The organism is Trueperella pecoris (genome assembly GCF_014926385.1).
Classification (GTDB): domain Bacteria; phylum Actinomycetota; class Actinomycetes; order Actinomycetales; family Actinomycetaceae; genus Trueperella; species Trueperella pecoris.
Window position 1 is genome coordinate 1830258 of record NZ_CP053291.1, and the last position, 25303, is coordinate 1855560.

General features: G+C 62.5%; 18 protein-coding genes and 4 tRNA genes. 10 read left to right on the forward strand and 12 right to left on the reverse strand.

Features of this window, described 5'->3' with window-relative positions:
* Positions 1-72 precede the first annotated feature (72 nt).
* The 7 genes from HLG82_RS08420 to HLG82_RS08450 all read right to left on the reverse strand — a co-directional run bounded on the left by HLG82_RS08420 (position 73) and on the right by HLG82_RS08450 (position 7647).
* Complete coding sequence (locus HLG82_RS08420) at positions 73-2475, reverse strand: RNA degradosome polyphosphate kinase (RefSeq protein ID WP_216858928.1); 2403 nt, start codon at positions 2473-2475, stop codon at positions 73-75.
* A 155-nt stretch (positions 2476-2630) separates the two neighbouring features.
* Entirely contained in the window at positions 2631-3245 is a 615-nt protein-coding gene (locus tag HLG82_RS08425) for a hypothetical protein (RefSeq protein WP_193326400.1), read from the reverse strand.
* 333 nt (positions 3246-3578) lie between these two features.
* Positions 3579-3655 (reverse strand) — tRNA-Lys (locus tag HLG82_RS08430).
* Positions 3656-3776: 121 nt separating this feature from the next.
* Positions 3777-4721, reverse strand: a complete 945-nt coding sequence (locus HLG82_RS08435; RefSeq protein ID WP_193326401.1) for an EamA family transporter — start codon at positions 4719-4721, stop codon at positions 3777-3779.
* A gap of 4 nt (positions 4722-4725) precedes the next feature.
* Complete coding sequence (locus HLG82_RS08440) at positions 4726-5598, reverse strand: endonuclease/exonuclease/phosphatase family protein (RefSeq protein ID WP_193326402.1); 873 nt, start codon at positions 5596-5598, stop codon at positions 4726-4728.
* A 22-nt stretch (positions 5599-5620) separates the two neighbouring features.
* A complete protein-coding gene (gene msrB, locus HLG82_RS08445; protein WP_193326403.1) occupies positions 5621-6118 on the reverse strand; it encodes a peptide-methionine (R)-S-oxide reductase MsrB in 498 nt (165 codons plus the stop codon).
* Entirely contained in the window at positions 6115-7647 is a 1533-nt protein-coding gene (locus HLG82_RS08450) for a mechanosensitive ion channel family protein (protein ID WP_193326404.1), read from the reverse strand. Before HLG82_RS08450 ends, msrB begins: the two co-directional genes overlap by 4 nt.
* Positions 7648-8116: 469 nt before the next feature.
* On the opposite strand from HLG82_RS08450, the gene HLG82_RS08455 reads away from it, so the two are divergent.
* From HLG82_RS08455 to HLG82_RS08480, 6 genes are all read left to right on the forward strand, one after another.
* Positions 8117-8189, forward strand: a tRNA-Glu gene (locus HLG82_RS08455).
* A 34-nt stretch (positions 8190-8223) separates the two neighbouring features.
* A tRNA-Asp gene (locus tag HLG82_RS08460) sits at positions 8224-8297 on the forward strand.
* A gap of 38 nt (positions 8298-8335) precedes the next feature.
* Positions 8336-8408 (forward strand) — tRNA-Phe (locus HLG82_RS08465).
* Between the two features lie 340 nt (positions 8409-8748).
* Entirely contained in the window at positions 8749-10059 is a 1311-nt protein-coding gene (locus HLG82_RS08470; RefSeq protein ID WP_193326405.1) for a carboxylate--amine ligase, read from the forward strand.
* A gap of 81 nt (positions 10060-10140) precedes the next feature.
* A complete protein-coding gene (locus tag HLG82_RS08475; protein ID WP_193326406.1) occupies positions 10141-11418 on the forward strand; it encodes a peptidoglycan bridge formation glycyltransferase FemA/FemB family protein in 1278 nt (425 codons plus the stop codon).
* Positions 11415-12692: a peptidoglycan bridge formation glycyltransferase FemA/FemB family protein gene (locus HLG82_RS08480; RefSeq protein WP_193326407.1), complete on the forward strand. Its 1278-nt coding sequence runs from the start codon at positions 11415-11417 to the stop codon at positions 12690-12692. Before HLG82_RS08475 ends, HLG82_RS08480 begins: the two co-directional genes overlap by 4 nt.
* A gap of 127 nt (positions 12693-12819) precedes the next feature.
* On the opposite strand, the gene HLG82_RS08485 is transcribed toward HLG82_RS08480, so the two are convergent.
* Positions 12820-13830, reverse strand: coding sequence for a lipid II:glycine glycyltransferase FemX (locus tag HLG82_RS08485; RefSeq protein ID WP_193326408.1), 1011 nt, complete (start codon positions 13828-13830; stop codon positions 12820-12822).
* Between the two features lie 119 nt (positions 13831-13949).
* On the opposite strand from HLG82_RS08485, the gene murJ reads away from it, so the two are divergent.
* Together murJ and HLG82_RS08495 are read left to right on the forward strand one after the other, a co-directional pair.
* Positions 13950-15773 carry a murein biosynthesis integral membrane protein MurJ gene (murJ, locus tag HLG82_RS08490; RefSeq protein WP_193326409.1) on the forward strand — a complete coding sequence of 608 codons (1824 nt, stop codon included), beginning with the start codon at positions 13950-13952 and terminating at the stop codon, positions 15771-15773.
* Between the two features lie 81 nt (positions 15774-15854).
* The gene (locus tag HLG82_RS08495) at positions 15855-16811 is read left to right on the forward strand and encodes an L-lactate dehydrogenase (protein WP_193326410.1); all 957 of its coding nucleotides are present in this window, start codon (positions 15855-15857) and stop codon (positions 16809-16811) included.
* 72 nt (positions 16812-16883) lie between these two features.
* Here the strand turns inward: HLG82_RS08495 and HLG82_RS08500 are convergent, their stop codons facing one another.
* A complete protein-coding gene (locus tag HLG82_RS08500) occupies positions 16884-18467 on the reverse strand; it encodes an MFS transporter (protein ID WP_193326411.1) in 1584 nt (527 codons plus the stop codon).
* A gap of 104 nt (positions 18468-18571) precedes the next feature.
* On the opposite strand from HLG82_RS08500, the gene HLG82_RS08505 reads away from it, so the two are divergent.
* Complete coding sequence (locus tag HLG82_RS08505) at positions 18572-19276, forward strand: hypothetical protein (RefSeq protein WP_193326412.1); 705 nt, start codon at positions 18572-18574, stop codon at positions 19274-19276.
* A 2-nt stretch (positions 19277-19278) separates the two neighbouring features.
* Here the strand turns inward: HLG82_RS08505 and HLG82_RS08510 are convergent, their stop codons facing one another.
* From HLG82_RS08510 to HLG82_RS08520, 3 genes are all read right to left on the reverse strand, one after another.
* The gene (locus HLG82_RS08510; RefSeq protein WP_193326413.1) at positions 19279-20190 is read right to left on the reverse strand and encodes a class C sortase; all 912 of its coding nucleotides are present in this window, start codon (positions 20188-20190) and stop codon (positions 19279-19281) included.
* Between the two features lie 73 nt (positions 20191-20263).
* Positions 20264-21673 (reverse strand): SpaH/EbpB family LPXTG-anchored major pilin, encoded by a 1410-nt coding sequence (locus tag HLG82_RS08515; RefSeq protein ID WP_193326414.1) that lies wholly within the window; start codon positions 21671-21673, stop codon positions 20264-20266.
* Between the two features lie 65 nt (positions 21674-21738).
* Positions 21739-24096: a Cna B-type domain-containing protein gene (locus tag HLG82_RS08520; RefSeq protein ID WP_193326415.1), complete on the reverse strand. Its 2358-nt coding sequence runs from the start codon at positions 24094-24096 to the stop codon at positions 21739-21741.
* Positions 24097-24355: 259 nt separating this feature from the next.
* Between HLG82_RS08520 and HLG82_RS08525 the strand changes: the two genes are divergently transcribed.
* Complete coding sequence (locus tag HLG82_RS08525; RefSeq protein WP_193326416.1) at positions 24356-25255, forward strand: helix-turn-helix transcriptional regulator; 900 nt, start codon at positions 24356-24358, stop codon at positions 25253-25255.
* Positions 25256-25303 lie beyond the last annotated feature (48 nt).

Sequence of the window (25303 nt, forward strand, 5' to 3'; positions counted from 1 at the left end):
AACCTCCTGTGCTGCTGGTTCGCGTCACGACGCCGACACGACGCCGCCGGCCGGAGCCGCGAAACCCGCGGTTTAGCGGTGATCCGCGACGGTTGCGCGCGCCCGGGCCATCAGCTCGTCCTGGGTATTGGCGAGCAGGTTGCCATCGGCGTCGCGCGTGACGTGCTTCCAGCCGTCAGCCATCATATGCCAGGACTGGACCGCGTCCGACGTGGCGCGGCGAACCATTTCCACCAGGTACTCGATCTGATCGGGCTCCACAATGCGGATGAGCGCCTCGATGCGGCGGTCGAGATTACGGTGCATGAGATCGGCCGAACCGATCCACACCTCCGGGTCGCCGTCGTTACAGAACGCGTAAACGCGCGAATGCTCGAGGAATCGACCCAGGATCGACCGGACCTTGATGTTCTCCGACAGGCCTGGGATGCCCGCGCGCAGGCAACAGATGCCGCGCACCTGGATGTCGACCGGGACGCCCGCCTGGGAGGCGCGATACAGGGCGTCAATCATTCGCTCGTCAACCACCGAGTTGGCCTTGAAGCGAATCCACGCCGGCTTGCCTGCCTCCTTGTTGGCGATCTCGGCCTCGATGCGCTCAATGAGGCCCGACCTGATGCCCGTCGGCGCCACGAGGAGACGATGGAACTTCGCCTTCGGAGCGTATCCGGACAGCTGGTTGAACAGGCGCGTCAGGTCCTGGCCGACGTCGCGTTCGCACGTGAACAGGCCAAGATCCTCGTAGCCGCGCGCGGTCTTCGGATTGTAATTGCCCGTGCCCACGTGCACATACCGGCGCAGCCCGTCCGATTCTTGGCGCACGACGAGCGACAGCTTGCAGTGCGTCTTCAACCCCACGATTCCGTAGACCACGTGGACGCCGGCCTGTTCCAGCTTGCGCGCCCATTCGATGTTGTTCTCCTCGTCGAAGCGGGCCTTGATCTCGACGACGGCGAGGACCTGCTTGCCGGCGTTCGCTGCGCGGATCAGCGCGTCAACGATCGGAGAATTGCCTGACGTACGGTAGAGGGTCTGTTTGATCGCAAGCACTTTCGGGTCATCCGCGGCCTGGCGGATAAAGTGCTGGACCGACGTCGAGAACGACTCGTAGGGATGATGAACAAGGATCTCCTTGCGGCGGATGGCCGCGAAAATGTCCGGGGAACGGGAGGACTCCACATCGGAAATACCACGAGCCGTCACGGGCACGAACTTCCTGTACTTCAGCTGCGGACGATCGAGGTCATGGATGACGTTCAAGCCCGTCAAGTCGAGGGGCGCAGGAAGGTGAAGGACGTTTTCGTCGCGGACTCCAAGCTCACGCGTCAACATCTGCAAGACGCGCTTGGAGATGTCATTTTCGACCTCAAGGCGGACGGCCGGGCCAAAACGACGCCGCAGAAGCTCCCGCTCGAGGGCCTTGAGGAGGTTCTCGGCGTCGTCCTCCTCAACCTCAAGATCCTCATTGCGGGTCACGCGGAAGGTCGAATACTCCACCACTTCCATGCCCGGGAAGAGCGCCTCCAAGTGGGCGCCGATCACCTCTTCGAGCGGAATGTAGGTGGTCTTCCCGTGCTCATCAGCAGGAACGTCCTCCGGGCGATAGGGCCGGCCCTCCGAATCCACCGCGATGAAACGTGGCAGGAGCTGAGGAACCTTGACGCGGGCGAAGAGCTCCTTGTCATTCTTCGGGTTGCGCACCAGTACAGCAAGGTTGAGCGACAGTCCTGAGATGTAGGGGAAGGGGTGGGCCGGATCCACCGCCAGCGGCGTGAGGACCGGGAAGATCTGCTTACGGAAGAACTTGGACAGGCGATCCTGCTCCGTCTCCCCCAGCTCCGACCAGTGCTGGATGACGATCCCGACCTCGGCAAGCTTGGGCTGGACGTCCTGCGCGAAAACGCGCGCGTGGCGTTCCTGCAGCTCCTTCGTCCGGGCCGTGATGCCCTCGAGCGTCTGGCGAGGAGTCAGGCCCGACGCCTTCGTCACCGCCATGCCCGTCGCGATACGACGCATCAACCCCGCCACGCGCACCATGTAGAACTCATCGAGATTCGAGGCGAAAATCGCCAGGAACCACGCGCGTTCGAGCACCGGAAGGTCCTGGTCTTCCGCCTGTTCAAGGACTCGCTCGTTAAACGCCAGCCATGACAGCTCGCGGTCTAGGAAGCGACCCTCGGGCAGTTCGCTGGCACGCATCGCCTCCTCGGCTTCGGCCTCACGCACGAGGCTCTCCGCCTCGTTCACGAGGTCTTCCGTGGACACCGACGCCCCCAGGCGCATCCCCTCAAGCACCCGCGCCCGCAGGTCCGCCATCTCCTGAGAAGTCAGGTCGCCGAGCTCCTCATCTTCGTCGAGGAGCTCCTCCAACGCCGGAATCGGGATGTCCTCCCCCAGGTCAAGGTGGTCGCTCGGAGTGGACTCCACGAGAGCGGAATCGTCCTCAGGCTGGTCGGTAAAATAGTTGTCGCTCATATCCGAATCGTCTCAAACTTTGCCTCAAAGTATCAATGTAAAAATGTCGTTCCCGCCCCAGGCGAAACCGCACTCGTCACGCGGCGAGATCGCGCCTGGGCAAACCGACTCGGCACGCGAGCGAAGGCGCTAGCGCGAGGCGACCGGCGTCGCGCCTAGTCCAAGAAACCCTTCATGAGGCGCTCGCCGGCAACGCGGAACTCCTCGGCCGTACGCAACATCGCCGTGTCGCGGCGGGTGACCTCGGTGGCCATCGGGTGGGCGTCGTCGGCGATCCAGGTGGGCTGCACACGGCCAAGGAAATCAGTCAGGCGGGCCGACCCACGCAAAACGTCGGCAAAATCCCCCTTGAAGTTTCCCTCAAAAACCTTGTCCCACTTCGCGCGCACATCCCGCGGAGCCGGCACCTGCTCGAGTTTACTCGGCTCCGCCTGCCCCAAGGCTTGCCTGGCCGCGGCGTAGCGCTCCTCAACCTCACCGGGGTAGCGGCGAATCCACTCCGAGAGCAGGAAACCGCGCCACAACACGCCCGGCAAGGACTCCTCCGGAGAGTTCACCCACGACTCGGCAATCGTGTCGATCCCCTCCTCGCGGATCAAGGTCAGCACTCGCTCAACAACCTCAGGATCCTCCTCACGCCCGGGGCCGAGAGGCACGATGGCCTGCGCCGAGGTGTGGGCGAGCTCCGAGGTGGCAGCCGTGTCGGCGTCGCCTTCAATCAACTCAATCTGCTCAGGCTTGAGCTGTGCAGGTCTACGTGGTGTTGTCATGATTGCCTCCTTGCTCTGTTGCTCTATTGTCTCGCAGATCACGTTCTACGTGTGGTTGTTAAGCGAGGTCGGCGCGGCGTGTTTGACGCCCGACTCAGAGGTCGTCGGTATCGGCTGCGGCCCGCTCACGTTCGCGCTGGTATTCTTTTCGCATATGCGACCCGGTGTTGCCTCTGTCATCTGATACGCACCCGGGGCTTCTATTTTACCTGGACTACCGCCATAAAACGGACGAGTTTCACACTGAGGAGCCGCCGGCCGGCACGAATGCACACAGCGCAACACCAAGAGTTCGCCCGGCATCTCTTTTCGTTGAGATCCCGGGCGAAAGTATGGTAGGCCCCGTGGGACTCGAACCCACAACCTACGGATTAAAAGTCCGCAGCTCTAACCAATTGAGCTAGAGGCCCTCGCTTGCGCGATCCCGGCGACTAGCCAAGCCATCACCGGTTGTCACAATTCTAACCACATATTGCGTGCGTGGAAAATCCGCAGCGGCCGACCCTTACCTGCCGGCAACCTTTCCGGAAGCTAAAGCTGCACCCCTGAGCCGCGCCGCCCGAGTTCATGCCCGCTCACACCGCGTTTTCCGCGCGGCCTCAACGAGACCAGCACGACGGCCACGCTGATGAGAAGGAGCCCGCCGAGTTCTCCGAGCGTTGGTATCTGGCGGAGCAGGATCATTCCCACCACCAGCGACGTTGCCGGATAGAGCGCGTTGAGAAGAGCGAAATTCCCAGCCGGGATTTTGCTCACAATAAGCACTTCCAGCACATAGGGCACCACCGACGAAAACAGGCCGACGGCAACGATCAGTCCCAACAATTTGAGGTCACTGAGGATGACACCGAAGGTCGGTATAGCAACCCACGCGTAGGCCAGCGTGCCGATGGCCATGCCGATCGCTAGCGAGTCCGGCCCCGTGCCCGCGCGCGCCGCCTTCGAGGCGAGCCACATATACACAGCCCAGGCGATACCTGCCGCTACCGCGCATGCAACGCCCATCGCGACGCCAGGAGCCCGAAGGTCAACCCCCACCCAAGAAATCATGAAGACGCCGGTGAGCGCGAAGACGATTCCGCCCCAGATCCGCCAGCCACGCCCCGTGACGGCCGCCAAGATCACCGGCCCAAGAAACTCGAGCGCGACGGCGGTGCCCAATGGTATTCGCGCAATCGCCTGATAAAAGAGCATGTTCATCGTAACGAGCGCGAGTCCGTACACGGCCGGCACCCACAGCTGACGCGCCTTGATGGCTGGCCGACGCCACGCCATCATCACCAGCGCGCCCACCGCCACGCGGCCCCATGCCACGGCACTCACAGTTGCTGCCGCAAAAAGCGCCACCGCGATCGATGCACCCAAGTATTGAATAATTCCCGAGGCCAGCAGCATGCCCGGCGCGGCCGACCTCATCGTGTTCTCAGTAAAATTTAGGCTCCCCGTCAGGTACTGGCCGGCCTCACCGCGCCACACTCCACTACTTTTGACCACGCGGGTTCCCCTCGCCTTCATCGCCAGATTGGCCCAGTTCGACGACGACGGCCGCGTGGTCCGACACCGGCATCTGCATCACCGTACTCGAGACACCAACAAAGCCTCGGCCAACAACGTGGTCAATCTGGATGATCGGGGCCCAGCTGGGCGACCCGTTCCCCCGGTGGAGAATCTCGAATCGGCTGCCCGGAGTGCCACGCCGATTATTGCGCTTCTCCAGTTCTTCTTCCACGTGCTCGATCCGCAGGTTCATATCCCCGATAAGCACAGCCGGAATGCCCGGGGCGAACTTGTCGAACCCGGTCAGGACGTCCCGAAACTGACGCCGAGCGACGTCCCGCACGGTAGACAGATGCGCAACACCCACGACGAGCGGCCCCTCCGGGCCGTCCAACTGGGCGTATAGGCATGCGCGCCGATCGGGCCACTTCAATCGCCACCCGTTAATACGACCCCGCTTAAGCTCGGAAAGAAAATCGCCTTGTCGCCCGTCGTGAATGAATGGCGTGCGGCGGCCGACCAGCCTGAGCACCCGAGCCCGTTTGACCGGCAATCGAGTGAGCAGGCCGTTGCCGTACCGCCGTCTGGTTTGTGCAAACAGCGGCGTCATCCTGCACTCTTGCGCGACCACATCAAGCTGGTCGACGCCGTGTGAGCGCATCTTGCCGCGATCGACTTCCTGCATCCCGACGACGTCGACCCCCAGTGCCGAAATGGCGCGCGCCAGCACGCGCGCCGATCGAAGGCCAGAGCCGACGGAGCCGCCTCTCCCATCCGCGAGCGCTGCGACAGCCGCGGGTGAGCAGGCAGGGACGGGCTCGCCGTACTGAATGTTGAAGGTGAGAACGCGCAGCATCAAAGCCCCCGCTCAGTCCGCGCTACTCGCCGGCCTGGCCAGCCTCGCCGACGGCCGGCGCGCCGGGCGTTACGCCGTCCGCGGCGTCGTCCGATGCAGCCTCTTCCGAATCCACGACGTCACTATCAGCCACAAAGCGTAGCGACACCGAGTTCATGCAGTAACGCTTACCGGTTGGCGTCTGCGGCGCATCCGGGAATACGTGCCCGAGGTGCGAACCGCACGTGGCGCACTGAACCTCAGTGCGAACCATCCCAAACGAGCGATCCTCAACATAAACAACGGCGTCCTTCTCATTCGGGTCATAGAAGGAGGGCCAACCGCAGTGGGAGTCGAACTTGGTGCTTGAACGGAACAGCTCGGCGTCGCAGGCACGGCAATGATAGGTCCCTGCGCGGTTTTCATGCAGCAGTTCGCCTGTGCCGGGACGCTCAGTGCCGGCCTCCCGAAGCACGTTGTACTCCATCGGCGTGAGAAGGTTGCGCCACTCGGCGTCTGACTTGATAACGCTGAACGTCATTGCCTCTCCTTAAGGTCCGGATCCGTTTCTTCGGTCTGCATGTCTTCTCGAGTTTCCTCGAGTTTACGCTTTCGCTCCTCATATGCCTCATCGCCCGGACCTGCGAAGACCTTAGCGCGCTCCTCCGCCTCCGGTGACCCGGAGAAAATTGCGGACTTGACCGTGGTACTCTTCGGGCTTGGATCCTCGACGTTCGGCACGTCACGATCATCCAGCTCCGCCTCACGCTCAGCTACGGAGATCCTGAGGAGCTTCTCCACGTCACGTGCCGACATCACTTCAGTTTCCTGAGTGTCATGATGCGCGACGCCGAACTCCGGCTCCGGCTCGAACACCGGCGGCTTGTCCTCCTCCCGTTCGAGGAGGCGTGCCATCGTCTGCTCGTTTCGCTGCCGAAGGTCTCCCTTTTCGTCGGCATAATAGCGGGCACGCGGAATCGCCTGCGGGGCCTCCTCCTGAATCCAGCGCACCATCTCCTCACGGACGTGATTGCGCAGGTCAGTGAGCGTGGGCGAGTTCTTGGCCGAGACCACGCACCGCAGATTGATCCGGTCGGTGGCCGAGGCATCGGCAACCTGGAGCACGCCAGTTCGCCCGTCCCACAGATCCGTCTTGGAAAGGATCTGTTCGAGGCGCAGCCGAGCGGCGTCGATCGGGACGGCCCAGTCCGCAGTAATAATGACGTCACCCGTCATGTCCGGTGCTCGGCGCGTCCAGTTCTCGAACGATTGCGTGGTCATGATCGTGGAGGGCACGATTATCCGGCGCCCGTCCCACACCGCCAGCACCACATACGTGAGCGTAATTTCCTCGACGGTGGTGTAGTTACCATTGTGAATCACGATGTCGCCAACGCGGATCGAATCCGTGAACGCCAGCTGAAGACCTGCGAAAACATTACTCAGGGTCGTTTGCGCAGCAAGACCGGCAACCACCGAAATGATTCCCGCCGATGCCAAGATGGAGGCACCAGCCGCGCGAGCGCCCGGGAAGGTGAGCAAAACACCCGCAATTCCAAGTAGCCATACGGAGGCAATGATGACGCGACGCAGAATCTGAGTCTGGGTCTTCACCCGGGCGGCGCGCCCCTCGGACGTCTCCGCCATGCGGTTGTTGATCGCATGCGTCACGCCATCGACAAGTCCAGCCAACGCCCACGTGGCAACAACAAGGAAAAGAATAACAAACGCGTGCTCTACCCAAGCGAGCCATTCCGGAGCAGCAGCTGGCATAACCTCGAGCCGGTAATGAAAACCCAACCAGGCGCCGAGCACCGCAAATAGCATCTCCACGCGCCTGCTGACAGCGCTATAGATTGGATCATACTTGCTTCGACGCGCGAGTACTCGCAATATAGCGATAAAAACTAGGCCTGCAAGCAGACCCAGCAGCAAGCCAGCCCCTATCGTGGCGATCATCTTCACGGCGTCGAAGGTCGCTTCGACAGCCGTCTCCACAACGTCTTTCCTGGTCGCGTCACCGCCGGGATCGGTCGTCGCCATCAAGGGCTCATAGACAAAGAGGTTCATATGACAAGGCTAAATGACCCCTCCGACAAAAAGACCTCCTTTTCGCTCACAACTCAGCTTCCTCTTTCGGTCTAGGTCCGACGTCGTCACCACACCTTGCGCCCGATCGCGGACAGCCCCGCCACCTGGGACCACTCACAACCAACCGCAATCAACTGGCACAGGCCCACTCGTCCAACCCGCCCGCGACCAATCCAGCAAACCTCATGTCAACGTGCAAACCTCGTGTCAACCGACATGGTCTCATGGACAAAAGCGCAACGGTGCGACCGTTACGCGCCTGAGCTGGGTTTTCGCCGAAGGGCAGCACGGTGAAGCAACCGCCATTTCCCTCGCGAAATCCAGAGAAATCAGTGCCAGAAAGCCGAAAACCACAACAGTGGCACAGAACACGTCCAACGAATTTGGCAAGATCGTAAAATCCGCATAAGCTTATCGACGTTCCCCGGTGAAAGCCGGAAACGGAAGAGCCCCTATCGTCTAGTGGCCTAGGACGCTGGCCTTTCACGCCGGTAGCACGGGTTCGAATCCCGTTGGGGGTACGGCTTCGCCAGAAGCAGGAAGAAATTCCAATCTGGCCCTGTAGCGCAGTTGGTTAGCGCGCCGCCCTGTCACGGCGGAGGTCGCGGGTTCAAGTCCCGTCAGGGTCGCAAGAAACTGCCCGGCTACCCGGGCTTTTTCTTAACTAGGCTCTGTAGCTCAGTTGGTAGAGCGTTCGACTGAAAATCGAAAGGTCACCGGATCGACGCCGGTCGGAGCCACAAGTAAAACCCTCGCGAAAGCGAGGGTTTCTTGTTTTGGTTGTGGGTTCCGAGGCCCGCGCGGCTGCTCCCGTGGCCGCCGCAGCCCGTGGCAGCTCCCCGTGACTGCCGCGCATGGCCGACACCCGAACCCCACCCGTGACCGCCTCCCTACTAATCTGATCCGCGCTGCACCAATGTGACGCATATTACTACAGCGCGGGTCAGCTTACTACAGCGGGAGCGGGGCCGAGCCTGTCCGGGCGGGGCCGAGCCTGTCCGGGCGGGACCGAGCCTGGCTGGGCGGGACCGGACCCGGATATTCAGCCGCACTCCCGCACGCCCCCAGTAGAATGGCAACATGTTTGCCCCGAAGGACCCGAACGAATCGCTCCGCCCCCACGATCGCACCCCCGAAACCGCCCCGGCAACGCCAACATCGCCCGACATCCTGCCCATCATTTTCGGGTGGGACTTGGGTGACTACGCCTTGGCCCGCCTCATTCACGAGAGCACGGGAGTCCGCCCGCGGCTCTACAGCCAGATCCACCGCGGCTTCATTGACGATTCGAAGATCCTCGACCTCGCCATCACCGAGCCGCGCGCGATCACGAACCGGGAGAAGTTTGCCGAGCTCCTGCTCGCACTGGGCGAGGAGTTTCCCACCGAGCGCGTCGTGCCGCTCGTCAACACGGACGAAGACGTGCAGCTCCTCGGCGAGCTGCGCCACCGACTTCCGGGGTCGTGGATATTCCCCTACGCACCCGCGGAAGCCATCGCAATAGCTGATTCGAAGACGCGCCTGTCGGCCATCGCCACTGACCTTGGTCTGGCGACGCCGCGCCAAAACCGCATCAGTACCGACTCCCCCGACGCTGCCGCTGCCACTCTCAGCCAGCTGACCTTCCCCATCGTCCTCAAGCCCGACGAGCGCTCCCAACTGACCGTGTTCTTCACCCGCGGGATGGCCAAGGTGCTGCCCTGTGACACGCTTGCGCAGGCCGACGCACACATACGCGACTGGCACGACGCCGGTATCAACGCTTCCCTCACCGCCCAGGAGCTCATACCGGGTGACGACACGACACAGTGGGTCGTCAACGGCTATATCAACCGTCGCGGCGAAGTCAGCGCCATCGGCTCGGGCCGGGTGCTGCTGGGCAACCACGAGCCAAGTCTGCTTGGGAACGCCGGCATTATCCACGTGGTGCCCAACGACCAGCTCATGGACGACGGCGCCCGGCTCGCCACCGCCGTCGGCCTGCGTGGCTTCTTCTCCCTCGACGTCAAGGTCGATCCGCGCACCGGCACCGCCTACTGGCTTGACCTCAACCCGCGCATTGGCCGCAATCACTACTATCTCAAGGCCGGCGGGGTGGACGTGTGGCAGGCGTTCCTCCAGGACATCAGCGGCGAAGACGACGTCGCCGACCAGCGCCTGTCCCGCGAGGCGCTCTACCACGTCCTTCCGCTGCGCATGCTCAACCGCGATTACATCCGCGATCCCGAGCTTTTGCGGCACGTCAAGTCGCTCAAGCGCTCGGCGATCGACCCACTGCGTTACCGTGCTGACCGTCACCCGCGGCGTGCGCTCTTCCGGCGGCTCAACGCGGAAAACATGCGCCGCAAGACCCGCGCCCACTACCCCAAGGCCACCGATTCGGGCTTCTAAGCCGAGGGCCTGTCTCACACGCGCCCCTGCTAGTAGCCCCGGCCCCCTCGCGTAGAATCGAAGGGAACGAAACGAGGAAGAATGCGATTTATTAGACTTCACGATGCGACCTACGAGCGCTTTGCGGCCCACGCCGAGCGGATGTCGTTCACCCAGCTACCCGCCTATGTCAAAACCCGCCGAGATGAGGGCCAGCAAGTCGAGCTGGTCGGCGTCGTAGACGGAACACCCGAGCGCCTCATCGCAGCCGCCGCCGTGGTCATGCAGCCGTGGCGAAAGTTCTTCATCAAAGCCAACCTGGTCTTCGGCCCCACGTTCAGTGAATATTCGGCACAGGCCGAGGAGACCTTCTATCGCGGCCTCATCACCTGGCTGAAGGCAACCCCGCGCGTTGCGGCCGTACGCGTGGTTCCGATGGTGACGCGAGTCCACTACGACGACGTCGAGCCCGGCCCTGAAACCGAGCGCGCAAAGCGTCTCGATGCGTTGATCGGCCAGCTCGGTGGCCTGCGGCTGACGAAGGATTTCAACGACTCCCCCGATATCCAAACCCGCTTTGTGTATGTCAAAGACATTGAGGGCATGGACCTAGCTCAGGTGACCAAGTCGGTGGGCCAGCAGGTGCGTACCGCGTTCAACCGGTGGGGAACCAACGGGGTCGAGGTGCGATTTAACGCGCCGCAGGATATTGACGTGCTTGCCGACATCCTCACCCACACCGCCGAACGCACCGGCCAGGGCGCACCTCGCCAGTCGGAGCTGAACTACTATCGTGAGCTTGCTGAGCATCTCGGGCCGGACGAGGCCTTCTTCCCCGTCGCCGTGCTCCGCCCCGCCGCCTACCTCACCGAGATCGCCACCGAACGCGAAACGATAGATGCCAAGGTCGCCGACTACGCCGAACGTGAGCAGGCTCTGCAGGCCGAGGGCAAGGTCCTGGGCAAGAAGCAGCGTAACCAGCTCAAAGAGCTCCGCTCCCGCCTCGAGGTTCTCAACAAGCGCGAACGCGAAACGCTGGCCGTCCAAGCCGAGCACGGGGATGAGATCGTGCTGGCGGCGTCGTTCTTCATCCATTCCCCCGGCGAGCTGACCTACCTCGTCTCCGGCGCGTACGCCCAATTCAACGACTACTACGGCATCTACTTCATCCACCGCGCGATGTTCGAGTGGGCCACCCAGCACGACGTTCGGTGGTATAACTTCTTCGGCATGACCGGCGACTTCTCGGACGCGGCTTCGGACGCCGGCGTCGTGCACTTCAAGCGCCAGTTTAAGGGCAACGCGGAAGAATACGTGGGAACGTACGATATTCCGGTTCGCCCACTGCAGGCAAAACTCACGAATGCGGTGGGCTCATGAAATTCACAACCATCCCACAGGATATCTACGAGAACTTCATCGCCCACCAAAAGCGCGTCATGTTCACCCAGGTGCCAGCCTACAAGCGCACGCGTGAAGCATCCGGGGCGAAGGTGGAGGTGTTCGGCGTCGTCGAAGAGACCACCGGGAAGGTCTACGGTCTGGCGCTGGCGAGCTACCAGACGTGGTCGCGACTTTTCTACCGAATCAACATCGTTTACGGGCCCGTCTTCGCCGACGACGCCCCCCTCTCCGCCCGCCGCCTGTTTTACACGGGCCTGAAGACGCACGCGAAGCGTAACCCGCGCGTCATCTCCGCCCGCATCACGCCCCCGGAATTCCGGCGCGTCTACGACGACGTCACCCCAGGTCACGAGCTCGCTTCAGCCCGCGAGTTGGATCAGATGATCACCGAACTCGGCGGCCACCGCGTCGTCGCCGATTTCGTCACCCGCGGCGATATCCCCATCACTTACTCCTACATGAAGGAAATCGAGGGGATGGACTTCCCGGCGATCCAGAAGTCGACCGGCCAGCAAGTGCGCACCGCCTTCAACCGGTGGGGAACCAACGGTGTGGAAGTGCGCTTCGTGGATGCCAACCAGATCGGCATCCTCGGCAAGGTGCTTGAGCACACGGCTGAGCGCACCGAGATGTCGGAGGTATCCCCCGGGCAACTCGCGTATTACAAACGACTCGTCGAACAGTTCGGGCCGGAGAATGCGTTTTTGCCGGTCGCGGTGTTGCATTGTACGAACTATCTCACCCAGATCCGTGCCGAGCGAGCCGAGATCGAGGCCAAGGTGGCGGACCTGACCGCGCGCGCCCGCGAACTCGAGGCAGCAGGAAAAGCACTGGGCAAGAAGCAGAAGAATCAGCTCAAGGAACTCCAGGAGCGCCTCGCGGTTCTCGGCCGGCGCGAGGACGAGACCCGGTCAGTGCAGGCCGCCCACGGCGATGAGGTCGTACTTGCTGCCAGCCTGTTCGTCCGCTCTCGCAACGAGTTGCTCTACCTAGTCTCGGGCGCATACGCCGAGTTCACCTCGTACTACGGCATCTACCTCATCCACCGCGCGATGTTCGAGTGGGCGGCCGCCCATGGCGTACAGTGGTACAACTTCTACGGCATCTCCGGAGACTTCTCCGACACCGCCACCGACGCCGGGGTGCTGCATTTTAAGCGCCAATTCATCGGCGACGTGGAGGAATTCGTCGGCACCTACGACCTGCCGATCCGGCCACGCCTCGCGAAGACGCTCAAGGCCCTAGACTAAGGCCGCGCTGGCCGGCCGCGCGGACCAGCTTAATAGGGTCGGAGCATGGGGCAAGGGCAAAGGGCCGGAGCCCGGGTGGCCAGGCCGAAGACTGCACCCCGGGCCGAGCACCCGGGCCCCGACGGTCCTATCGTTCCCGGCTCGCCCCGATCGCGGTCCGCGCGACGAACGCGGCGTACTTGTCCTCCTCGAGCGGCACGTCGATGTTGCCGATCCAGTACACGATGTTGTCCTCGGTGAACTTCTTCTTGAAGTGGGTCAGGGAGTCTTCGTCGTCGTCGGAGAGGATGCCGCCCATGTCGTAGGTCTCGCACCCGGCTTCGACGGCGTGGCGCACTTCCTCGAAATCAAGCTGGTAGGACTGGCCCTTCTGGAACTCGTGGGTGTCCCCACCGTACATGGCGAACGCCTGCTTGCCTTGGATGACCATGAGTGACGTCGAGATGGAGCGGCCCTCGAACATGGAAAAGCTCAGGCGGGTCGAGTCGGGGAAGGCCTCGTAGATGCGCTGGAAGTAACTCATGGGACGGCTCGAAATGCCGTGATGCTCATTCGAGATGCGAACGATCTCGTAGAACTCCGGGATGTCTTCGATCGTGCCCACACGCGTGCTGACCCCGTACTTCTCCCCTTTGCGGATGTGCTTGCGGGTGTTTTTGGAGTAGTCCATGAGGATCTGGTCGGCGCTGCGTCCGCGGATTTCGAGGACCACGTTCATGAGCGGCTGGCTGGAGGAATACGGGTCGCGAGTGAAGGTGATACCTTTGGCGGCATACGCGGCTTCCAGCTCGTCGTCGCGGGCGACCGCCGGGTCGACCCGCAACAGGAATCCCCCGGCCTCGCGCGCATGGTCAGCCGCTTCGCGCACCATGGCCGCCACGAGGTCGACGTCACGCGGGTCGCAGACCGGCCCGCGGCTGGCATAGAAGAACCGCCCGCCGATCTGGGCGTCGTCGATGGCGAGGACCTGCATGGCAGCGTCGATCTTGCCGTCGGCGCGATGGATGAAATGGTAGGCATCCCAATTATTCTTCACGTGGGCCCAGCCGCGAGTTTGGAAGAGGCTGGCGTGTGGGGAGGAGTTCACGAATTCGTCGTATTCGGTGAGGAGGGATTCGTCATCATGAGGGATCAGCATTCTTCCACCTTACGGGAGAACAATGGCCGTGCACAGCCTCGCCGCCCAGTGTCGCAGACACTTGTCGGAGCGCCTGCTTTAGAATAGGTGCGTTTAGTTCGTCCAGCGTTGAGGGGCCAATGTTCAACAGTTACAAGCCGCGTCACGGACGCCAGCTTTCCGACGCCGTCCCCACGTCCGACGCCGTCGTCCCGGCTCTCACCGACGCAACCGGCCCCGACGCAACCGCACCCGATGACGCAACTGGCCCCGACGGCGTCGTGCCCGACGAGGAAACCTTCGCCCAGTCGAAGCAGCGCTCGGCGAGAGCTTCCATCATTATGTCGCTCGGGACGTTGACGTCACGCTTGCTGGGAATGGTACGCTCGCCCATGCTGATGGGTGCCGTGCTGGGCCTCAATTCGCTAGCAGGCAATTCCTTCGACATTGCAAACAAACTCCCCACCTTGCTGTACATGATCATCGCGGGTGGGCTCGTCAATGCGGTCTTGGTCCCGGCGATCGTTAAGGCCACTCGCACCTCGAAGGACTCGGGAGCAGCCTTCATCAATAAACTTCTAACCCTGTCGATGGTCACGCTCGGCGGCATCACGATCCTGTTGACGCTGGCGGCCCCGATCATCGTCAAGATTTACGCCGCAACGCTGGATGAGCAGTGGTATCGCCTCACCGTGCTTTTCGCGCTGTGGTGCCTGCCGCAGATTTTCTTCTACGGCATGTACACGATCTTCGGTCAGATTCTCAACGCCCGAGAGAACTTTGGGCCGTACATGTGGGCGCCCGCCCTCAACAACGTCATCGCGATCGGCGGCTTGGCAATGATGCTATGGATTTGGGGGCCCTCCGACGTGGCCACCTCGTCCGACGCCGCCACCTGGTTTTCTTCCCGCGGGCACTTCCTGGCGGGCATCCACACGCTCGGCATCGCGGCGCAGGCCGGGATTTTGCTCATTCCGCTACGCCGCCTGGGCATTCGCTTCCGCCCCGACTTCCAGTGGCGTGGCTCGGGCCTGGGGCAGGCGGGCCGTGCGTCGTTGTGGATTATCGCCATGATGGTGCTGGGTATGTTCCCCACGATTGCGCAGTCCAACGTGGCGGCCGGGGCAACCATGCGTGCCCAGCTGTCGGGGATGAATCTCGACGACGTCGTGGGCAATCTCGGCTATTCCACCGCCTACACGATCTACTCGATCCCGACCTCAGTGATCACCGTCTCCATCGTGACCGCGCTCTTCACCAAGCTGGCGCAGGCCGCGGTGAACAAGGATTTCGTGCGTGTTCGGGCCGAGGCCTCCTACACGTTGCGCGTCACCTCGACGCTCATGTTCCTTTCGGCCTCTCTCCTTGCCGTGTTGGCGGTGCCGGTCACGCGCATCCTCTCGCCGGGCTCGTCGCCTGACGTCATCTCCTCGATCTCGACAGTCGTCGCCGTGCTCGCGGTCGGACTTCCGGGGGCGAGTGCCATCGCCGTTTTGGACCGCGTGTATTTTGCGTTGGAAGATACGCGGGCGGCGTTCATGGTTGGCCTGCCGTGGCAGGTGATCGGCATCGTCGGCTTCGCGTTGTGCGGCTTCCTTCCTCCCCAGTGGGTGGTTTTCGGCGTCGGCACGGTGATGGCCACGACGAACATCCTCTCCGGCGTGGTCACCTATCTCTTGGTACGACGCCGTTTGGGCGGCCTGGACCTCAACCGCATGTGGCGTACGCACGCGAAGCTGGTGGCGGTAGCTGTCCTGAGTGCGGCTGTCGGCTACGCGATGGTATGGACGATGGGCACGGGAGCGTTGGCGTCGTCGCTGTGGCTGTCGGGCGTGGCGATTGCCGTGATCTCACCGGTCGTCGCAGTGGTTTACTTCTTTCTCATGCGGGCACTGGGCATGCCGGAGGCCGCGGGGCTGACGATGATGCTGGGCAAAATCGCGCGCAAGTTCCGTGGCCGGTGAGCGGGGCTGTGACGAGGGTGACTTCTGCGCCAATACGACAAAGCTCCATCACCCTGCGTCGTAGCGTGGCAAACTAGAGGTATGACTACTTCTACCTCGAAACTGTCCGTTATTGGAGCCGGTTCTGTCGGAACCGCCCTCGCCTACGCGGCGATGATTCGCGGCTCGGCCAAAATTGTTGCCCTGCAGGATGTGAACGAGTCCAAGGTGGAGGCCGAGGTTCTCGACCTTGCCCACGGCACCCAGTTCATGCAATCCTCCTCCATCATCGGCGGTGCATCCCAGGACGTGACTGCTGACTCCGACGTCGTCGTCATCACCGCCGGCGCGAAACAGAAGCCCGGCCAGACCCGCCTTGATCTCGCGGCAAAGAACGTCTCCATCCTCGAGTCGATGCTGCCAGGACTTGTTGAGCGTTCACCGAACGCGGTGTTCATGCTGGTGACGAACCCTGTTGATGTGCTGACCTATGTTGCAACCAAGATCGCGGGTCTGCCCGACGGGCGCGTCTTCGGATCCGGCACGGTCCTGGACTCCTCACGCCTGCGGTGGCTCCTGGGCAAGCGCCTGGGTGTTTCGGCTCGTTCTGTGCACTCGATGATCATCGGCGAACACGGCGACTCCGAGTTTGCCATGTGGTCCACCGCCACCGTCGGCCAGCTACCGTTGCGTGAAGCGTGCACACAGGACGGCAATTGCTTCAGCGCCGAGCAGCTCGATCAGATCGAGCACGACGTCATCAACGCCGCCTACAAGGTCATTGAGGGCAAGGGCGCCACAAACTACGCCATCGGCGTATCCGGCGCTCGCATCGTTGAGGCCGTCCTGGGAGATCAGAAGGCCGTTCTGCCCGTCTCTTCGATTCACCACGGAATCGAAGGCGCCTCCGACGTGGCGATTTCGGTCCCATCGATCGTTGGGCGTGGCGGCGTGGAACGAGCACTTCCGCTCCTACTTGACGAGCGCGAGCAGGCCCGCCTCGACTCTTCGGTGACTGCACTGCGCGACACGATCAAGCTCGTCGGCTACGCGGAATAGCGGCCGGCCGCTTAGCTCCGGGCCGCCCCGGCCCCGCCAACGACGCACCTACGCCCGCGCTTATCCCAGCGCTTATGCCCGCGCGCGGGCCCACTCCCGTTGCGCAAGCACGAGCGCCGAGATCAGGCCGATTCCGAGCGCGATGGCGGAGGCCGTCAGCGAGGTGCTCGTGGCGCTCGTGAACGCTTCAGCAAGCACGTCATGCATGGCCGCCGGATCAGCCGCCTTCTCCGAGAGCTGGCCAATTGCTGATCCTGCGGAGGTGACGGTGACGTCGGTGATCGCGCTTGCCGCCTTCTCGGGCAGCCCGAGCGTAGCGAGCTTGTCAGGCAGGACAGCAGCCAGGCTCGCGGCCAGCGTCGATCCGGCCACGGCCGAGCCGAGGGAGGACCCCAGCTGGCGGAAGGTGCTCTGGGTTGCCGAGCCCATTCCGGAGTGGTCAATCGGCACGTCCGCGAGTACGACGGAGGCGACCTGCGCGGACGCGAGGCCCACGCCCAAGCCGTATACGACCAGGACTCCGGCCATCACCAGCGCGGACAGGCCCACGTGCAGCATGGCTGCGAGCACGGCGATGCCCACGACTTCGAGGACCAGGCCGACGACGACGGTCCACGCTGCCCCGATCATGCCAGCCACATGACGGGCGGCGGCCCCGGAGAAGAACGCGCCGATCGCGAGCGCGGCGAGCACCCAGCCCGCCTCAAGGGCGCCGAAGCCTTGGACATTAATGAGGAAGAGAGGCAACACAAAGAGTGCGCCAAATTCGCCGACGGCGACCATCATCGCGGTGATGTTGCCGTTGGAGAAGGTCGCGAGGCGGAAGAGGCTCAGGTCAAGGAGCACGGCTTTGCCGGCCCGTGCCCGGCGTAGCTGCACCCAGATAAACACGAGGAGGAGCAGCACGCCGGTCACAATCGCGACGAGGGTGGGCGAGATCCAGCCTGCCTCCCAGCGCCAGCTGCCAACGACGGCGTCGTTCTTCATCCGAATCCAGCCGAAGGTGGTGGCCTCGATCAGGCCGAAGACGAGCGTGCCCATGGCGGCGGCGGAGAGGAAGGAACCGGCCCAGTCGATGACGACGTGTTCGCGCGTGCCGGCCGGAAGCACCTTCAAGCCGACGATGAAGATTATCGCTGCGATGGGCGGGTTGATGAGGAAGATCCATTCCCAGGAAAAGGTCTGGGTGATCCAGCCGCCAAGTAGCGGACCGATGGCTGCCATGGCCGCCATGACGGCGCCCCACAGGCCAAAGGCGGTTGCGCGGGATTTACCACGGAAGGTGGCGTTGATGGTTGAGAGGGTGGAGGGCAGCACGAGCGCGCCTCCGAGTCCCTGCAGGCCGCGCGCGAAGAGGAGGAGCGCGGCACTATTGGCCATGGCGGCCAGGAGGGAGGCGACGGCGAAGACGCCAAGGCCCCCGAGGAAGACGCGTTTGGTGCCGATGCGGTCGCCGAGCGTGCCCGAGGTCAGGAGCAGCGCCGCGAAGATGACGGCATAAAGGGAGGTGACCCACTGCGCCTGGGTGAGGCTCAGGCTGAGGTCGGCGATGATGTCGGGGATTGAGACGGCGACGACGGTCGAGTCAAGCACGATGAGCGATACGCCAAACATGACGACGCCGAGGACAATCCAGCGGGACGTGGAGGGCTCCATGGGCAGCCTTTCAAACAGGGCGCGACACCGTGTCGCACCCTCACATTAAACACCCTGCGACACCATGTCGCAAGCGGGCGCGCTCACATCTCAAACGTGGCAGAATGGCACCTATGGTTAAGCCCTACTTCGAGCAACTTGCATACCAGCGCAACGAAACGCTCATCCGCATCCACGACGCCGCCGAAAGCATCATGGCCACCGGCGAACCGCTCACTGCCGGCGCGGTGGCGAACGCCGTCGGAATCAAGCGCAACTCGCTCTACCGCTACATCGACTCCATTGATTCGTTGCGCGCCGCAGTCCTCGCACGCCACTTCCCCGCCTGGATCGAGGCGGTTCACGACGCCGTCGCGCAGGTCCGCCCAGTGCGCGGCGAGCGTACGGCGTCCGGCGAGCGTACAGCGTCCGGTGAGCGTACGGGGCCCGGCGAGTCGGGTGAGCCGGCCGAGTCGGCGGAGCAGAGGCAGGCACGCGCGATCGATGCCGCGTGCGTCTTCGTGGAGGCAAACCTGTCTCAAGCGGCGCTCAGCAGCCACGGATGGCTCGTGAGTCAAGCTGTTGGCCTGCGCCGCGAGGAGATCGAGGGGGGAAGCGGCGGGCACGCGGCGATGGATGCCCTGTTGCTCGAGCTCGTCCAGGAAGCGTGCGCCGGGGGCGAGGCGCCCGATCCCGAGCACGCCAAGATCACCGCCACAATTATTCGCGGGGTGATGTCAACGGGCTTCGCGCTGCTGGACGCGGGCCGGGACGTCGGCGTCGTGGTTGCGCACTGCACGGACGCAACGCGATCGATTCTTACACGCTAGGTTCAGGCTTCGGCGTCGCGATCGCGGGCCTTGCGCGCCTGCGCATACCCCGCATGCCAGACACCGACCATACACGCGACAACCGCGAGGCCGATGAATACCGCCCACCATGGGAATCCTGGCAGGTCGGGAGTGTTGCCCGCACGTTCGACGTCGGCGATGGGTGTGGGCGTGATGCGTTCGCCTGTGACGAGGATTCGGTGGGTGTTGATACCCAGTGGTGTGCAGGTGATGAGAGAGACGAGGTCCTTGCCGTCGACCACTGAGATAGATTCGGTATCGGCGGGGTCGATGACTTGGGTGTCAACGACTCGATAGGTAAGAACTTCACCGAAAGTCTCGATGATGAACGTGTCGCCGAGCGCGACCCGGTCCAGGTCATTGAAGAGTGTCGACTCGGGCAATCCCCGATGTGCGGTGAGGACGGGACGCTGAGAGCGCCCGCCCACGGGCAGCGCGGTGCCGCGGAGGTGGCCCACGCCCTTTGCTAGCGTCGCATCAGAGGTGCCGTGATAGATGGGCAGGTCGACGTCGATGGCGTCGATGCGCAGGCGCCCCATGACTGATGACGCGCCGTTGAGCAAGGAGTAGTAGTCGAAGCGCCCCTCGGATTCAACGTTTGCGCTGGCCTTGTTCTGGTTCGCCTCGACGATGACGCCGCCGACGAGGAGCCGATTGTATTCCCGCGCCTCGGCGATTCGAGCGTCAATCTGTTTACTCGGAAGGCCCTTTTGTTCGTCGACAACGCGCGCGATCAGCGCAGATTGATGATACTGCGAGAACCACGAGGCGGCGAGCGGGTATACGGCAAGCATCACGCCGAGGAGCATGATCGATGAGCCGAACGCTACGAGCTTAGGAAAGATCCAGCGGCGCGGAGCGGCGATGGAGTGGTTGGTGCGATGCCGAGGCATGTATCCCCTCTCATGCAGGGGGCCGCCGAGTTGGCGGCCCCCATGGTGAGCGCTGAGGCGCGACTATGGGCGTTTAGGAGCGACGACGAGCCGCGTAGACCGCACCTGCGCCGAGGCCGAACAGGAGCAGACCCGCTCCGGTCAACAACGCGGTGCCCTGGGCGCCCGTGAGCGGAAGGTCCGGGCCGGTGACCTTCACATTGTCAAAGGACACGGTCTTCACGGTGGCAACATCGGTTGCGGTGAGGGTGACGTCCACGCCCGTGGGGTCAAGGATGTAGCCTGCCGGCGCGGCGGTCTCCTTCACGCAGTAATCCATCTTGTCGCTTTCCTTTGTACCGACGTAGAGAGTCTGGGTGAATTTGCCGTCCGCATTGGTCTTCAGACCCTCGGCAATGACCTTCGCCCCTTGGCCGACAGCTTCGCACTTTCCGAGGTAAATCGAAAACAGCGCATTCGGCAGGACGGTCGAGGTGCCCTTCTCCCGCTTGGTCAGCTCGAGGGTACCCCAGTAGGACTTGCCCTTGCCCGGGTCGCCCGGCTTTCCGTTGAGGGAGAGCCTCACCTCGTTCTCGAGGGCGCCCTTGGCGTCCTTGGTCACCTCAGTGCGAAGCACGACGACGACGTCGAGCGCTTTGTCTGCGGCCTGCAGGAGCGCGTTGACCTTCTTTAGGCCCTGTTCGCTGAGCTTGATCGTCGCGGCGTTGTCAAAATCTCCGGCCTCGAGCAGTGTTCCGCCGAACTTGACCGAGACGACTTCATCGAACTTCAGGCCGTCCGGCAAGGAGTCGATCAAAGAGATTTCCGTGTAGGCAAAGTGGACCTTGGGCAGCTCGGTCTTGACGGTCCAATCGAGCACTGTGCCAGGAATGAACTTGCGGGGTTCTCCCGCTTCCTTGGTGATCTTGCCGGGGGTTGTTAGCTCGTTCTTGGGGTAGGCGACGACGTCGTAGTCCCACTCGTTCGTCTTTGCGATGGGCATCGGAAGCGCGACGAGGAAGGGAACGGCGGCGGTAGCAACAAGATTCGTGCCGGGATCGGTTTCCGTCACCTTGTAAAGCCCCTGCTTAAGGGAGAGCCGCTCGGTGCTGCCGTCCTTCTTGGTCACAACCTCAACGGAGGTGGCTCCCTTGGGTTCACATACGGACTCGATGGTAGCCTTCGAGATAGCTTCCCAACCGGCGGCACTCTGTAGCGATGGGGCAACGCATTCGCCACCGACCATCGTGCCGACCTGCTGAATCTTAAACTTCACACCCGCGACCGGGTTGCCAAGAGTCGTCTTATCGATCTTTCCGGTGTACTCCTGGGCGCCCTGGTCACCCTCGTGCTTGTGGAGCGTCAGGCTCACGGGCTTGCCGCTATCCGGAACATTGAACCCAGCCTGGGGGTCAGCGCTTGCAACCCCAGCCATCCCGAGCGACGCGATCGCCACCGCGGCCGCGAGCGCTCCAACGCGTTCGAACTTGGTCTTCATAGCCATTGTGGTCTTTTCCTTTCTGCGGGGTCTCCCCCGGTTTTCCACTCGCGCTCAGCGCGTCAAAATCTTTATGCCCGACGACGAATCGCGAAGGTGAGCGCCATGCCGAGCAGCATGGTCAGCACCCCTCCGTAGAGGTAGGCGTCTCGGCTCATTCCACCCGTGAGAGGAATGAGCGGCGCGGTAACCTTCTGGTTCTTGATGTGTCCGAGCGTGATGGGCAGGTCCGGGTTACCCGTTCCGTCGACGACGAACTCGCGAGGCGTGTCATCAACGATGTATCCCGCGGGGGCTAGGGCCTCGGTCAGGGTGTAGGTGCCCCAATCGAGTCCGTCGACCCTAAATTCGCCTTTGGCAGGATTCTTGTCAGGACCGCCACACGCGTCGGAGGAAGCGGCAATGCAGTCGACGATGGGCGTGCCGCCGGGCAACTGGCCCGGCCCCTTGAGCAACCACTCGGATCCGCCGAGTTTGTTATCGACTGAATCGGAATCGACCTTGGTCCACGTCACTGACCCCGGTCGCTTCGTCAACGTGTTGGTGATGGTCCACGTCCCGCCCTGCTCGGCCGCATGAGGCGAGTAGCCCGCCGGGACGTCTACCTCTTCGACCTTGTATTGGATCGGCTGCCCCTGCTTTCCCTGGGCGTACTTCGGCTTGCCGACGAAGGTATACGCCCATTCGCCGTTCTTTTGGTCAATGGGCTGGCGGTCAACTTCTTCCCCGTCCGCCAGCAGGCGCACAACAACCTTAGCCGGACGTCGGCCTTCGAAACCGGTATCGCCTTCCCACTTCTTGATCACCGGGATATCTACGACTTCAGGAACACGCTTGTTCGTCACCGTGAACGTGGCGCCGGTCTTGTGCACCTGAGGCGCCTCGTATCCATCGACGCGCACTTCCTCGATCGTGTAGTCAATCGGCTTGCCGTTTTCAGATTCAGCGAGCCCATCGAACGCAAACGTCCACCTCCCCGTGGAATCGGCCTTCACCTTCCGGGTGTCGTGGATAGCCTTGTTCTTGAGGAGACGGATCGTGATTTCCGCTGGGCGCTTGCCGTCGCGGTCGCCGTCGTCGTCCCAGATCTTCTCCCCGCTGATGGAGATCTTCTTCAGGTCGGCGAGCCTGTTCGTTGCGCGCAGCTTTACTTCAGCCTTCGCGTTCGGAGCAAATCGCAAGGTCGCGACGCCGTCTTCCACCGTCACTTTCGCACCCGAGTCAGGGTTGAGAACCTCGTAGGAGACGGTGGCTCCCGCGGGCAGGTTATCTTCGCGGATCTGGCACACGGCCGACGATCGGGTGGTCACGACGTCCGAGGTTTGGCCGGCTTTCAGCGCGGCGAATTTCTCGAAGCCGTCGCCCAGGCACTTGTAGGAAAACTCGTAGGCTGCGGCGGTATTGGCGCCCTGCTCGCCAACGACTTCCTTAGTAAGAGAGAAGCGAACTTGCTCACCACGAGCGCTTCCACCAGCTCCCGGAATCTTCACCGTGGCTGATTTAGTCTGATCACCTTCCGGCGTACCAACAAGCTCTGCAGAATTGACAAGCTCATCAAGATCCTTGTATCCGGGGAGCAGCGTGGCGCGCATGATCACGACTAGCGATTCACCGTCGTTGATGTAGATCGGCCCTGGAAGCGGTAGCAGATCGATGTGGATGCCACCTGTGGCATCTTCGTTGCAGCGGTAGCGGGCGTCGTCGATAGGGTGGTCCTTGACGTATGAGCCGTTGACGACTCGGTTGACCACTGTCACACCTTCGCAACTCAGCTTATACCCCTGTCCGCCGCGATCGACGATGCTGACGGGCGTCTTCCAGGGTCCCTTTTGCGCCGTGGCAATACCGAGATACCACCGGAGCTGATTGTCCGACGTCAAGTGGCCAGTCTTTCCGTTGCCATGAACGTGACCGCCGGGGCCGGTCTCGAGGACCTTGCCCTTGAGCGTGGTTGAGGAGCCCTCACATGTCCTGAAGTATAAGTCGTATGCCTGTCCCTCAGACACCTGGTACTCATCCCACATGACCGTGAAATATGCGTTACCGGCAATATGACCGTGGGTTCGCGCATACTCGGTGAGCGTGAACGTCACCTGCTTGCCCTGCCACGTGGCGTTCGCAACCACATCCCCGTTCTTATCACGCAGGTCGAAAGTATTCGAGCTCGTGTGCGGCTTGAGCTGATTAGGCAGTGTCACCGTAAAGGTGTCTCCCGGATTGGCATCAGGCCTTACTTGCCAATCAAAAGCGACCTTGGTGAACCCGTTTCTGTAATCGACAAAATCGTTACCGTTTTTCCAGTGAAGGTTGCTGACGCTACCAACACACTGTTGCGCCGCTTGTGCCGCATGCAAAGGCACCAAAAAGGCAAAGAGCGCCAGAATGGCAACCATCGCCGGCGCAATATACCTCCGTCGAGTTTTCCCCATGAATAACCTTTCTCATTAGGCCTTCGATACGTTGGAATGTTTACTCATCCGAGCGTAGAGGGGCGTTCCGGCGGCGTCACCTCCACCCGGTGGCGTCTTACCGCCAAAGCCGAAATCGGCCAAACCATTTGATGCGCTAGATCACACGAATAAGCCCCTAGGGCGACCCGCAGTATTAGATAATTCGATACCTTTCTATTAACTGGGCAAACACATCACCCCGGGACGTTCCACAGCGATAACTTCAGGAGCCAGCAGGATGCCGCAAAGACGGATTCTCAAAGAGATTGGAATTACTCAGGAAGCTGAGGACGCCTACTTTCTCGGCCTGCGCACCGACATCCGCCCCACGGATCCCGCCGTCGTGGACGAGTTAGTCAGGGCGGGCCTGTTGCAGCAGACCCCGTTTGGCACCCAGCTCCTTCCCGCGTCCACCGCGATGCGGCAGCTTCTTCAGCAACGGGAAGAATCCGTCACCCGCACGCGCGGCCTCCTCGCCGATCTCCTCAGCATCGAAAACCTGACCTACAAGGGCTTCAGGTTCACAGCGGATGCGGACGAGATTCGCCAGTGGTACGGCCTGGTAACCATGCAGGCCACGAATATTCTGCGCATTTTTGACCGCCCACCCTACCTTGATCCGCACACGCTCTCCCCGACAATGGAGCCGCTCGTGGACAAGCAGGTCACTATCCACACGATCTACCGCCGCCAAGAATTCGCCTCCGAGGCCTTCCTTCAGGTCGTGCGCGATTCGGTGGCGCACGGCGAGGTGGCACGAGTCGCCGAGGGCCTTCCCTTCCGCCTGATCGTGGCGGACGAGTCCGAGGCGCTCATTATGTGGACCACGGAGAACGAACCCAACGCGTTCCTGATCGCCAACCAGAAGGTTATCAGCCTGCTCATCCACCTGTTCAACGATCTGTGGAAACGCGCGTTCGAATTCCGATCCCCCACCTCGACGACCGACAAGATCGCCCCCGAACTCCACGACATCCTGGTTCTCCTCGCGCTGGGCCTGCCGGATGCTGCCATCGCCAAGCGTCTAGGACTCTCCGAGCGCACGATCGGACGGCGAATCAAGCATCTCGCAGATACCCTCGGAGTCGAAAGCCGTTTCCAGATTGGCATGCAGGCGGTTCGTTTCGGCCTCATCTAACGACGCCGCGCGCCGCCCCGCCGGCCGGATCGAGCCCGCCCGGCTTGC